This is a genomic window from Bordetella muralis, assembly GCF_054781015.1.
On record NZ_BAAGVF010000010.1, the window covers coordinates 1 to 11,496 of the forward strand.

At 61.2% G+C, this 11,496-nt stretch carries 9 protein-coding genes; 3 read left to right on the plus strand and 6 right to left on the minus strand.

Annotated features, from left to right (window positions below; all coding sequences use genetic code 11):
• Positions 1–159: 159 nt before the first annotated feature.
• The 3 genes from ACYVIT_RS24650 to mutL all read right to left on the minus strand — a co-directional run bounded on the left by ACYVIT_RS24650 (position 160) and on the right by mutL (position 4,742).
• Positions 160–1,476: a M20/M25/M40 family metallo-hydrolase gene (locus tag ACYVIT_RS24650; protein ID WP_415806659.1), complete on the minus strand. Its 1,317-nt coding sequence runs from the start codon at positions 1,474–1,476 to the stop codon at positions 160–162.
• Positions 1,477–1,557: 81 nt separating this feature from the next.
• Positions 1,558–2,565 carry a tRNA (adenosine(37)-N6)-dimethylallyltransferase MiaA gene (gene miaA, locus ACYVIT_RS24655; protein ID WP_415806660.1) on the minus strand — a complete coding sequence of 336 codons (1,008 nt, stop codon included), beginning with the start codon at positions 2,563–2,565 and terminating at the stop codon, positions 1,558–1,560.
• Positions 2,562–4,742: a DNA mismatch repair endonuclease MutL gene (gene mutL, locus ACYVIT_RS24660; protein ID WP_415806661.1), complete on the minus strand. Its 2,181-nt coding sequence runs from the start codon at positions 4,740–4,742 to the stop codon at positions 2,562–2,564. The genes miaA and mutL overlap by 4 nt, the downstream gene beginning before the upstream one ends.
• A 138-nt stretch (positions 4,743–4,880) precedes the next feature.
• Between mutL and ACYVIT_RS24665 the strand changes: the two genes are divergently transcribed.
• Entirely contained in the window at positions 4,881–5,540 is a 660-nt protein-coding gene (locus ACYVIT_RS24665; RefSeq protein ID WP_415806663.1) for a VTT domain-containing protein, read from the plus strand.
• Positions 5,541–5,661: 121 nt separating this feature from the next.
• On the opposite strand, the gene ACYVIT_RS24670 is transcribed toward ACYVIT_RS24665, so the two are convergent.
• A complete protein-coding gene (locus tag ACYVIT_RS24670; RefSeq protein WP_415806664.1) occupies positions 5,662–7,092 on the minus strand; it encodes an N-acetylmuramoyl-L-alanine amidase in 1,431 nt (476 codons plus the stop codon).
• Positions 7,023–7,559, minus strand: coding sequence for a tRNA (adenosine(37)-N6)-threonylcarbamoyltransferase complex ATPase subunit type 1 TsaE (tsaE, locus tag ACYVIT_RS24675; RefSeq protein WP_415806665.1), 537 nt, complete (start codon positions 7,557–7,559; stop codon positions 7,023–7,025). The genes ACYVIT_RS24670 and tsaE overlap by 70 nt, the downstream gene beginning before the upstream one ends.
• A gap of 180 nt (positions 7,560–7,739) precedes the next feature.
• Here tsaE and fumC point away from each other — a divergent pair, with 180 nt between their 5' ends.
• The gene (gene fumC, locus ACYVIT_RS24680) at positions 7,740–9,131 is read left to right on the plus strand and encodes a class II fumarate hydratase (RefSeq protein WP_415806666.1); all 1,392 of its coding nucleotides are present in this window, start codon (positions 7,740–7,742) and stop codon (positions 9,129–9,131) included.
• A 181-nt stretch (positions 9,132–9,312) separates the two neighbouring features.
• Here the strand turns inward: fumC and ACYVIT_RS24685 are convergent, their stop codons facing one another.
• Positions 9,313–10,209 carry an AEC family transporter gene (locus ACYVIT_RS24685; RefSeq protein ID WP_415806667.1) on the minus strand — a complete coding sequence of 299 codons (897 nt, stop codon included), beginning with the start codon at positions 10,207–10,209 and terminating at the stop codon, positions 9,313–9,315.
• Positions 10,210–10,439: 230 nt separating this feature from the next.
• Between ACYVIT_RS24685 and ACYVIT_RS24690 the strand changes: the two genes are divergently transcribed.
• The gene (locus ACYVIT_RS24690) at positions 10,440–11,426 is read left to right on the plus strand and encodes a tripartite tricarboxylate transporter substrate binding protein BugE (RefSeq protein WP_415806668.1); all 987 of its coding nucleotides are present in this window, start codon (positions 10,440–10,442) and stop codon (positions 11,424–11,426) included.
• Positions 11,427–11,496 lie beyond the last annotated feature (70 nt).

Sequence of the window (11,496 nt, forward strand, 5' to 3'; positions counted from 1 at the left end):
GAAGCGCCAACACGGTCACTGCCCCGCCTCGACGTCCAATAGCACTCGATCCCCCGTCCTGCTCACAAGGCAACGTCCAACTTTGCACTCAGTTCACCCAGCGCATGTTTCATCATGCTAAGCCGACAAACCTCGATCCGCTCGCTTCTCCCACGCCGGCTATTGCATCCCGGTGGTGACGAGGATAGTGCTCAGCGTCGTTCCCATAGCCTTCACCATGGGACCTTTTTCCGCATCCAGCCATTCGTCCAGCGCATGTGCGCGGCCGAACGTGCCCGGCGCCATGCGGCCTACGGTGATGGCTGGGATACCGAGGCTCATGGGCAGATTGGAATCGGTGGAGCTGCGGTTCAGGTCGGGCTCGTAACCACCCGCTTTGATCGCAGAAATCGCGTACTGCACGATATCGGTATCAACCGCTGTGGTGCCAGCAGGGCGGTCGCCGATCGCGTCGAGTTTGAGCTTGATTTCGCCTTCTTTGGTTGAGCGCGCGAAATTCTCGGTAGCCACTGCTTCTTTGACGATCGTCAGAAAGCGATCTTCGACGCGTTTGAGCGCGTCTACGTCTTCGGAGCGCATGTCGACTTCCATCCAGGCTTCGACCGGAATCGAATTGACCGAAGTGCCGCCGCCCAGACGACCTATGCTGTAGGTAGTCTTGGGGTGGGCAGGGACCGAGATCGTAGAGAACGCCGTGGCGGCTTGGCCGAGCGCATACATGGGATTGACCAGGCCAAATGCGCCGAAACTGTGTCCGCCAGGCCCTTGGAATGTGGCGCGGTAGCGTTTGGATCCCACACCGCCATGCGTGACGCGGGCTACCGATCCGGACTCGACCGAGTAGAAAGCCTTGATCTTGCCTTGGTACTTGCCTTTGGTGAAGAGGTAGCGCACCCCACGCAGATCACCTGGGCCTTCTTCGCCCACCGTGCCTACGAACAGGATGTTGTCGCGCGTGCGGATGCCGGCAGCTTCCATGGCGCGCACGTAGCCGGCGAGCACGGCCAGGCTCATGGTGTCGTCGCCGATGCCGGGCGCGGCCAAGCGGGTGCCTTCACGCTTGACCTTCACGTCGGTGCCTTCTGGAAACACGGTGTCCATGTGGGCCGACACCACGACGACCTGGTCGCCGCCGGCCGTGCCGGGGCGCAGGCCCAGCACATTGCCTTCTTCATCCAGGGTGACGTCTTTCAATCCACTGGCGCGCAGCAGTTCGGCAAACGCTTGAGCACGCTTGGCTTCCTTGAAGGGAGGAGCGGGAATTTCGGTCAGGGTAATGCCGTCTTCGACGATGCGTCCGTGCTGTTCGTCAAGCACGGCCAACGCTTTCTTGTAGGCATCGGACGATAGAACTTTCTGTACTGCCTGGTCATGCGCTGCGCTGGCAGTGACCGCGTCCTTTGCCAGAACGGGCGTAGCCGCACACGCCATCGATAATGCCAACACTACTGCAACACGCCGAGATTCCTGCAACATCGTTGGTGCTCCTCAGGGTTGAAATTGAATCTCGACTGTGTGCCAGTTTGATTGTTGTGTCAACAATCGCTGCTCTTGCGCCTATTGTTCTGGTGAATGTTCCGTCAACGCGCGCGCAACGGCATCAATGACCTGTGCGACGGTGTCTGTGGCGAGGCAGTCTACGATGACGCGCTCGGGCTGTGCTCGCAGCCAGGTGATTTGGCGTTTGGCTAGCTGGCGCGTCGCGGCGATACCTTGCTCGCGTGCCGTGTCCAGATCGACAGCGCCGTCCAGATAGCTCCACATTTGCCGATAGCCAACACAACGTACCGAGGGCAGGCCGGGGTGCAGATCGCTGCGCGCATGCAGGCCACGGACCTCGTCCAGCAATCCGGCATCCAGCATGGCGTCAAAGCGCTGGGCAATGCGTGCATGCAGTGCAGTGCGATCCGAGGGCTCCAGGCTGATCGTGATATATCGGTGCGCAGGGGCTGAGTCACCGGCCGGGGCATCCACGTCGGCGTTATGGGATGTCCGTGGCAACTCGATCGTGCGTTGCTGACGTTGCAGCAATGCGGACATGGGTTGCCCGCTCAACATACAGATTTCCAATGCACGCTGAATGCGTTGGCTGTCGTTGGGGGCTAATCGAGCGGCCGTGATGGGGTCCAACTGCGCCAGCTCAGCATGCAAGGCGGGCCAGCCGTGCTGTGCGGCGCGTTCTTCCAATTGCGCACGCAGCACAGGGTCGGCCTGCGGCAGATCGTCCAGTCCGTCGCGCAAGGCCTTGTAATACATCATGGTGCCGCCTGCCAGCAGGGGCATGCGGCCGCGCGCCCGGATCTCGTCGATGAGGCGCAAGGTGTCGGTACGAAACTCTGCAGCGGAATAGGACTCGGCAGGGTCTCGGATATCCAGCAGATGTTGTGGGACGAGAGCCTGCTCGTCGCGAGACGGTTTCGCTGTTCCGATATCCATGCCACGGTAAATCGTGGCGGAATCGACGTTGATGATTTCCAGCGGCCAGCGTTGGGCGAGCGCCAGCGTGGCGGCGCTCTTGCCCGCCGCCGTCGGACCGGCCAGGCAGATGATCGGTGAGGGGATCATTGGCCGCGCAGAAAAAGTTTATCCAGATCGGATACTGACCACTGCACCCAGGTGGGCCTGCCATGATTGCACTGATCGGCGCGTTCGGTGACTTCCATCTGCCGCAGCAGCGCGTTCATCTCTTCGAGGTTGAGGCGCCGGTTGGCGCGTACGGAGCCATGGCAGGCCATGGTGGACAGCAGCTCGTTACGCTGTTCGGTCAAGAGGCGCGATACGCCCACGGCACCCAGGTCACGCAAAACGGCCCGCGCCATGGTTTCAATATCGCCTCGCGCCAGCATGGCAGGCACGGAACGAACGGCAATCGAGGTGGGGCCGGCAGGGCGCAGATCAAAACACAGTTCGGCGAGTTGCTCTTGGTGTTCTTCGACGAGGGCGACGTCTTTTTCCTGCGCATGAAAGACCACGGGCACCAGCAGTTCCTGGCGCGGCAACTCGCGCGCATCCAGCGCGCGTTTCAACTGTTCGTACACGACCCGCTCGTGTGCCGCGTGCATATCGACCAGCACGAGTCCGCGGCGATTTTGTGCCAGGATATAAATGCCGTGTAGCTGCGCCAGCGCCATGCCCAATGGGTGTTCTTCATCGGTTGGCAGGTTCGACGCTGTGCGCGCGGCGGTTGACGGAGCGTCCGGCTCGCGCAGCGTACTCGCTGGAGCCGCGGCCGTTCCATCCAGCGGCCGATACAGCGCACGCCAATCTGCGACAGGGTTGCCGCTGGGCTCCGTATGCAGACGGAAAGGAACCTGAGTGTGCGGCCGCATAGGCTGGCGAGGCGCCGCCGAAGAGGATCCATCGGCCACCAAGCCAGAACGTCCGTCATACCGGTTTGAACCAGACGACTGCCATGAGCCCGTTTGTCCCCTGAATTCTGAGCCGCCTGATTGTCCGGCCATGTTGGCCGGTTGCCCCTGGGCGTGCCGTTCAGCGCCGTTCGCGGTGGCGTTTTGTCCTGCTCGATTCTCGAATTCGTCCGAAGCGGTGGCGGTTGAGGGCACGCGACCCGGTGACGAACCCGATGTCCAAGAGGGCGATGACGTGCCGGGAAATACCGCGGTGTCAACCTGACCGGACGTTGCTGATGTGTCCAGCCCTCGTGCGGACACCGCCTGTCCCTCAGCGTCATCCGATTTCGCGGAGACCGCCGACGCGCCACCGGTTTGAGCCAGCGCCTGGCCCACCACCTGGGTGACGAATCGATGCACTGCGCCGCTATCGCGAAAACGCACCTCGTGTTTGGCCGGATGTACGTTGACATCGACCGCGCCTGGATCGATGTCCAAGTACAGGACATAAGCTGGTTGGCGGTCACCATGCAACACGTCGGCATACGCCGACCGCAGCGCGTGGCTGACGGTGCGATCCCGGACGAAGCGGCCATTCACGTATAGATACTGGCGATCGGCTCGTGCACGGGCGGCCGTGGGCCGCGTGATCATGCCCGACAGGCCGATGGCTCCCATCGATACATCGACCGGCAAGCCGTGTTCGGCGAATTCCGCTCCCAGTACGTCACGGATGCGCTGGCCAGGTACGGCAGGCAGCCACTGACGCTGCGCCCGGTCATGGTGGAACAAGCGGAACGCAATGTCCGGGTGAGCCAGAGCAATACGTTCCATCGCGTCGACGCAGTGGCCAAACTCGGTAGCCTCGGAACGCAGAAATTTGCGGCGCGCGGGCACCGCGTCGAATAGCTGGCGCACGTCGACGGTGGTGCCCGGCGGGCCCGATGCGGGACTGACCTGCATGCTGCCGCCTTCGATCTGCCAGGCATGTTCGCCCTGGCGTGTGCGGGAAATGATCGTGACTTGCGCGACCGAGGCGATCGAGGCCAGCGCCTCGCCGCGAAATCCCATCGACGCGACTGACTCCAGCTCGCCGAGGGATCGGATCTTGCTGGTGGCGTGCCGTGCCAGCGCCAGCGGCAGTTCCTCGGGCGGAATTCCGCCGCCATCATCGGACACGGCAATGCGCCGGATCCCGCCACCTTCGAGGCGGACCTCAATGGCGCGCGCGCCGGCGTCGATGGCGTTTTCCAGCACCTCTTTCAAGACGGAGGCGGGGCGTTCGATCACCTCGCCGGCTGCGATCTGACTGATCAGCAAATCGGGCAGGGCGAGAATGCTGCGGCGCTCGGACGCAGAGGAAGATTGGGACAAATCAGCGTGTTCAGGCATGTGACGATTTTAGCGCTCGTGCGGGCGGTCTTGGGGCGGCGTCTTCGACGCGGATTTCACGCAGGGTGCGCTATAGTCGAATTCGGTTCGCGTCGGGACGTCCCGGTGGAACTGCCTTTTCTCAGACATGGTTACTGCATGCTCGAATTTTTCCAGATGGTATTGCACATCGATCAGACCCTAGGCGTCTGGGTCGATCAGTATGGTTCGTGGGTTTACCTGGTTTTGTTTTTGATCATTTTTGCCGAGACTGGATTGGTGGTGCTGCCATTCCTGCCGGGTGACTCCTTGTTGTTTATCGCGGGCGCATTTGGTGCGACGGGCAGTTTGAATCCCGTGCTGCTGGGGGGCTTGCTTATTGTCGCTGCCGTGACGGGAAATACGGTCAATTATGCGATCGGCCGCTACATCGGCCCGCGTGTTTTTACGATGAATGTCCGCTTCCTGGATCGGGCCGCGTTATTGCGCACCCACATGTTTTACGAAAAGCACGGCGGCAAGACCATTGTCATGTCGCGCTTTCTGCCGATCATCCGTACATTCGCGCCGTTTGTCGCCGGCGTGGCGGAAATGAATGTGCTGCGGTTTCAGTTGTTCAACGTCAGCGGGGCGATCTTATGGGTCGCGAGCCTGATCACGGCGGGATATTTCTTTGGCAATATCCCGTTGGTCAAAGAACACTTGAACACCATTGTGCTGCTGGGGCTCGCGGCAGCGATCGTGCCCATCCTTCTGGCTGGCGTCATCAAATTGGTGCGTGGGCGGCGGCGTTCCGGGAATCGAGATCTGCCCTCCTGAAAACGTCGGAAAATCTGAGGGCGAAGCCGGCGTCGCAGTCTATCGGCGAATTATTTTCGGACGCCTCAAAGTACATCGGCCCGGGTATGTCCCGGGCCGATTGTCATTGCGTCGCGCGGTTTTAACTGGCGTCCGCAATATGCGCCAGTGGCGGATTGGCGACGAAGTACTGCTGAATGCCTGCCATGATGGCCCGAGCCATTTTTTGCTGATGGCTGCTCGAACGCAGGAGTTCTTCTTCGCGCGGATTGCTGATGAACGCGGTTTCGACCAGGATCGATGGAATATCCGGCGCCTTCAGTACCGCAAAGCCGGCCTGTTCAACCTGGCGTTTATGCAGGCGATTGATTTTCTGGATCTCGTCCAGGAGCGCGGAGCCCAGTCGCAGCGAATCATTGATCTGCGCCGTGGTAGAGAGGTCCAGCAAAACCTTGGCGACTTGTTTGTCGTGACTGCCCAGATTGACCCCGCCGATCAGGTCGGCCGCGTTTTCCTTGTCGGCCAGCCAGCGGGCCTGGGTGCTGGAGGCGCCGCGTTGCGACAGGGCAAATACGGACGATCCATTGGCCGAGGGCTTGATCCAGGCGTCCGCGTGGATCGAGATAAAGAGATCTGCCCGTACCCGCCGCGCTTTTTGGACGCGCACGTGCAGCGGCACGAAATAATCATCGTCACGCGTCAAATAGGCGCGCATGTTGGGCTGATCGTCGATCAACGCTTTCAATTGCCGCGCGATACGCAGCACCACGTCTTTTTCGCGCAAGCCGCTCTTGCCAATGGCGCCGGGGTCTTCGCCACCATGGCCGGGATCCAGCGCAATCGTCACCATGCGCTTGCGGCGAGAGGGCGTCGAGGGCGAGGGCAACGAGGGCTGAGGAACGACAGGCGCAGGCGCGGGAGTAGGCTGAGGCAAGGCCACCCGCGGGGGCGGTTCCTGTCCCCGGGCTTGCGGCGCTGGGGCAGGGACGGGCGCAGTGCCCCCGGGGGTGCCCGAGTTGCGCGAGATGTCTTCGAGGATGCGCGCCAGCGGGTCGTCTACATCGGGGCCGGCCTGTTTGTCCAGTACGGCCATCAACGGGTCTTGTGCGACCTTGGGATACAGATCGAGCACCAGGCGATATTGGTAATCGGCCACCGGCTTGAGCGTGAACACTTGCGGTGCGATGGCCTGTTTCAGGTCGAACACCAGGCGCACGACATTGGGGCGGTTCTGCGCCACGCGCAGACTGCGGATATAGGGGTCGTCCGGGCGGACCTTGGAAATCAGCTGGTTCAGCTCGGCATTGGCCTGCAGGCCCTGGATGTCGACCACCAGGCGGTGCGGATTTTCCAGGGTGAAGTGTTCCGCTTTGAGTTCGCTGTCTAGTTCCAGCGTCACGCGGGTGTATTCATCGGCAGGCCAGGTCCGCACCGCCAGGATGGTGGCGGCCTGAGCCAGACGCGGAATGACGGGCAGGACGAGCAGCGTCGTCGCCACGCTGATCAGGCGTCGGCGGCGGGCCCCGTTGGGGGACAGGGCATCTGGGGCGGAGGAGCAATCGCGTTCAACCATGTTTGTCCTCGTGCGGTAAAGGCAGTCAAAGTGACCACGCGGCCCGGGTCTGCATACACCAGGGAAACCTGCATGTCGGGGGGGGGAAGCAACCCCTCGGCACGCTCGGGCCATTCGATCAGGACGACCGCGTCATCACGCAGTAAATCTCGAAATCCCGCATCCAGCCATTCGCGCGAATCGTTAAATCTATAAAAATCAAAGTGATAGAAGTATAAGTTAGAAACTTTATACGATTCAAGTAGCGCGTAGCTGGGACTTTTGATCCGGCCCTGAATGCCGCATTCTCGCAACAGTGCCCGGGTAAAGGCGGTTTTTCCCGCCCCTAATTCGCCATGCAGATGGATGCGTCCCCCTGGTGCGAGGCCGGTGGCGCCGGTGACCAACGGTGCGAATCGACGGGCCAGCACATCGGTGGCGGTTTCGTCGGGCAGGGACAGGGTCAGGCTGCACAGCGGAGCGGACATGGCGGGGCTCGAGTGGTAAAACAGGTTGAACGTGTGCGAATTATAGGAAGTGGCCGGTCTGCTATGATCGGATTGAGTTTTATTCTTGTTTAGGCTTTGTGCCTGCGCCCCATTTCGGACATTTTTTGCCCGGGACCGCTCCAAAGGCGCAGCGTGGATTTTTTCCAGGAATTTTCACCCATGACTACCCGCATCGAGAAAGACACCTTCGGTCCCATCGAGGTCCCTTCCGACCATCTCTGGGGCGCGCAAACACAGCGGTCGCTGCATTTTTTTGCCATTTCGACCGAGCGCATGCCCGTGCCGCTGGTTGCTGCCATGGCGCGCCTGAAGCGCGCGGCGGCCAAGGCCAACGCCGAGCTGGGTGAGCTCGATCCCAAAATCGCCGACGCCATTGTGCGTGCCGCGGACGAAGTCATTGCCGGCAAATGGCCCGATGAGTTTCCCTTGTCGGTCTGGCAGACGGGCTCGGGCACGCAAAGCAATATGAATATGAACGAGGTGCTGGCCAATCGCGCCTCCGAGCTGCTGGGCGGCGTACGCGGCGAAGAACGTCTCGTGCATCCCAACGATCACGTCAATCGCGGCCAATCGTCCAACGACACCTTTCCGACCGCCATGCACGTGGCGGCGGCGGTGCAGGTGGAGACCCATCTGCTGCCGGCCCTGAAAGCGCTGCGTGCCACGCTGGCCGAAAAGAGCGCGGCGTTTTATGACATCGTCAAAATCGGCCGTACCCATTTGCAGGATGCGACGCCGCTGACGCTGGGCCAGGAGCTATCTGGCCATGTGGCCCAACTGGACCTGTCGGAGCAGCAGATCCGTGCAACATTGCCGGGCCTGCATCAGTTGGCGATCGGCGGTACCGCCGTTGGCACGGGGCTGAACGCGCACCCGGAATTCAGCGCCAAAGTCAGCGCCGTGCTGGCGCATGATACGGGCTCGGCATTTGTCTCGGCCCCCAACAAGTTCCAGGCCCTGGCGTCGCACGAGGCCCTGCTGTTTGCCCACGGGGCGCTGAAATCTTTAGCCGCCGGATTGATGAAAATCGCCAACGACGTGCGTTGGCTGGCCAGCGGCCCGCGTTCGGGCCTGGGTGAAATCAGCATCCCGGAAAACGAGCCGGGCAGCTCCATCATGCCGGGCAAGGTCAATCCCACGCAGTGCGAAGCCATCACCATGCTGGGGGCCCAGGTCCTGGGCAACGACGTGGCCATCAACATCGGCGGCGCCAGCGGTAATTTCGAGTTGAACGTGTTCAAGCCGCTGGTGATTCACAATTTCCTGCAGTCAGTGCGCCTGTTGGCCGACGGCATGGCCAGTTTTGACCAGCATTGCGCGGCGGGCATCGAGCCCAACCGCGAACGCATCGCCGAGCTGGTGGACCGCTCGCTGATGCTGGTGACGGCGTTGAATCCGCATATCGGCTACGACAAGGCTGCGCAAATTGCGAAGAAAGCCCACAAGGAAAATCTGTCGCTGAAAGAATCCGCCCTGGCGCTGGGTTTTGTGACGGAAGCGCAGTTTGCCGAGTGGGTAGTGCCAGCGAACATGACGAACGCCAAGCGTTGAATACGGCTGTCCTCGCGCGATGGGCTCCGGATGCGCAAACGTGTCCGGGCCCCGACCGCGCAGGGATGAGATACCGGACAGTCGTCTGTGGGCCGAAAAACGAAGAGTGGGGCATTCACGTTCGGCGTTCCTGTGGCATCCGGCCACCCGCACGTGGCCGACGGCCCGGTCTGCATGGCCGTCAATAGTTGTAGATCATCAGCCACATCGGCAGCGTGACCACCGAAAACAACGTCCCCAGAGAAATGATCAGCGCGACCAGCCGGCCGTCGCCGCCCATGCGCATCGCCAGCACATAGGCCGCGGAGGCGGTGGGTAGCGCCGCAAATAACAACAGCATGAGCGCTTGCTCACTGGGTAGGCCGAACAGTTTTGCGGCCGTGAGAGCGGCCAATGGCAACAGCAGCAGTTTCACGGTCAAGGTCCACGCAATCAGCTTGCCGTGTTCTCGTCCGCCCTGCCAGGACAGGCTGGCGCCCACACACAGAATGCCGAGCGCCAGCGATGCGGCGCCCAACCGCGCCAATACCGTATCGACCGGCCCCGGCAACTGCAATCCTGCCAGGTTGCCCGCCAAACCCATTAACGTGGCCATCAACAGGGGGTTGCGCAGCAATTCGCGCAACAGGCCATTATTACCGTGCCGGGCCAGGCCATAGACAGCGGCCAGATTGGCCAGCGGCACGGCAAACCCGATGATCAGCGCCATCGTGGTCTGGCCATGAGGGCCGCCCAGGCTGGCCGATAGCGCTAGCCCGATATAGGTATTAAAGCGATAAGCGCACTGCGCCGACGAGGCCAGTGCCAGGGGCGGTGCCCGCAGGACGCGTCCGCCCGCCCAGGCCAGCACAACGCCAGTCAGCAATACGGCGACGGTTGCCTGCAGCAGCATCAGCGCACTGCCGGCACTGATGGGGGTGCGCAGAATGGATTGAAACAGCAGCGCCGGGAACAACACGAAATACACCAGGCGCTCGGTGCCCGCGAAAAACTCGCGATTAAAGCCCAGTTTGTGACGCAAGATCCAACCCAGGGCAACCAGCAAAAAATCAGGCAAAACCAGCAGTGCGACCGACATAACAATCCGGGAGGGTTTGGCAATTATTGTATTTGTGGGCTACTCGGGCAGGCCGATTTGCTGCTATTCTCCCCGAAATCGACGAAGATGCAATTTAAAGTCGTATATATTTCGCACAGTTTTGGCTATTTACACAGTGACGTGTTTCCAGCGGTCGGCTTATCGGCGGCTCGCTGAAACCTGCACTAGTGGCTCTCAGACAGGGCCGCGCACATGGAGGAATCACGATAATGAAGATCAACGCTCGTATCCTGGCGACTGCTATCGCAATGGCTACCGGATTGGCTGCCACGTCGGCTGCAGTTGCTGCGGATGCCTATCCCAACAAACCGATTCGCGTGATTGTGCCGTTTGCCCCGGGCGGCTCGACCGACATCATTGCGCGTCTGGTGACGCAGCGCATGGCCCAGGAACTGGGTCAGCCTCTGGTTGTGGAAAACAAGGGCGGCGCGGGCGGCGCAATCGGCGCTGCCGAGGCGGCTCGTGCGGCCCCGGACGGCTATGTGCTGTCGATCGCGACCGTGTCCACGATGGCAGTGAACTCGGCTTGCCGTCCCAATGATCTGCCCTACGATCCGATCAAGGACTTCCAGCCCATCACCAATTTCGCCAACACGGCCAACGTGGTGTCGGTAAATCCGAAATTCCCGGCCAAGGACTTCAAGGGTTTCCTGGAAGAACTGAAAAAGAACCCCGGCAAGTACTCGTATGGCAGCTCGGGCACCTGCGGCGTGCTGCACTTGATGGGCGAGTCCTTCAAGGATGCGACCGGTACGGATATCGTGCACGTTCCTTACAAGGGTTCGGGCCCGGCTGTGGCTGACGCTGTCGGCGGCCAGATCGAAATCATTTTCGACAACCTGCCTTCGTCCATGGGACAAATCCAGGCTGGCGGCCTGCGCGCCATGGCTGTTGCATGGCCCGAGCGCTTGAAGTCCTTGCCCGATGTTCCTACCTTCAAGGAAGTCGGTTTCCCGCAAGTGAACCAGCCGGTTTGGTATGGTTTGCTGGCCCCCGCCGGCACCCCGATGGAAATCGTGAACAAGCTGCGTGACGCCGCAGTGGTGGCCCTGAAAGACCCGAAGGTCATCGATGTCCTGGCGCAACAAGGTTCCGCACCGTCGGGTAATACGCCGGAAGAGTTCACCAAGGAAATCAAAGAGCAATACGACTGGGCGAAAGATATCGTCAAGAAGAGCAACATCAAGCTCGACTAAGCCGTTCTATGCGAGACAGGCTACAGGCTTGTCCGCGTGAGGGATGAATAGGGGCGCTCCATCTGGGGCG

Excerpts from the sequence above, each read along its gene's own strand:
- ACYVIT_RS24685 (WP_415806667.1), bottom strand. The coding sequence starts at position 10,209 with ATGTCGGTCGCACTGCTGGTTTTGCCTGATTTTTTGCTGGTTGCCCTG.
- fumC (WP_415806666.1), top strand. The coding sequence starts at position 7,740 with ATGACTACCCGCATCGAGAAAGACACCTTCGGTCCCATCGAGGTCCCT.
- ACYVIT_RS24690 (WP_415806668.1), top strand. The coding sequence starts at position 10,440 with ATGAAGATCAACGCTCGTATCCTGGCGACTGCTATCGCAATGGCTACC.
- ACYVIT_RS24670 (WP_415806664.1), bottom strand. The coding sequence starts at position 7,092 with ATGGTTGAACGCGATTGCTCCTCCGCCCCAGATGCCCTGTCCCCCAAC.
- mutL (WP_415806661.1), bottom strand. The coding sequence starts at position 4,742 with ATGCCTGAACACGCTGATTTGTCCCAATCTTCCTCTGCGTCCGAGCGC.
- tsaE (WP_415806665.1), bottom strand. The coding sequence starts at position 7,559 with ATGTCCGCTCCGCTGTGCAGCCTGACCCTGTCCCTGCCCGACGAAACC.
- miaA (WP_415806660.1), bottom strand. The coding sequence starts at position 2,565 with ATGATCCCCTCACCGATCATCTGCCTGGCCGGTCCGACGGCGGCGGGC.
- ACYVIT_RS24650 (WP_415806659.1), bottom strand. The coding sequence starts at position 1,476 with ATGTTGCAGGAATCTCGGCGTGTTGCAGTAGTGTTGGCATTATCGATG.
- ACYVIT_RS24665 (WP_415806663.1), top strand. The coding sequence starts at position 4,881 with ATGCTCGAATTTTTCCAGATGGTATTGCACATCGATCAGACCCTAGGC.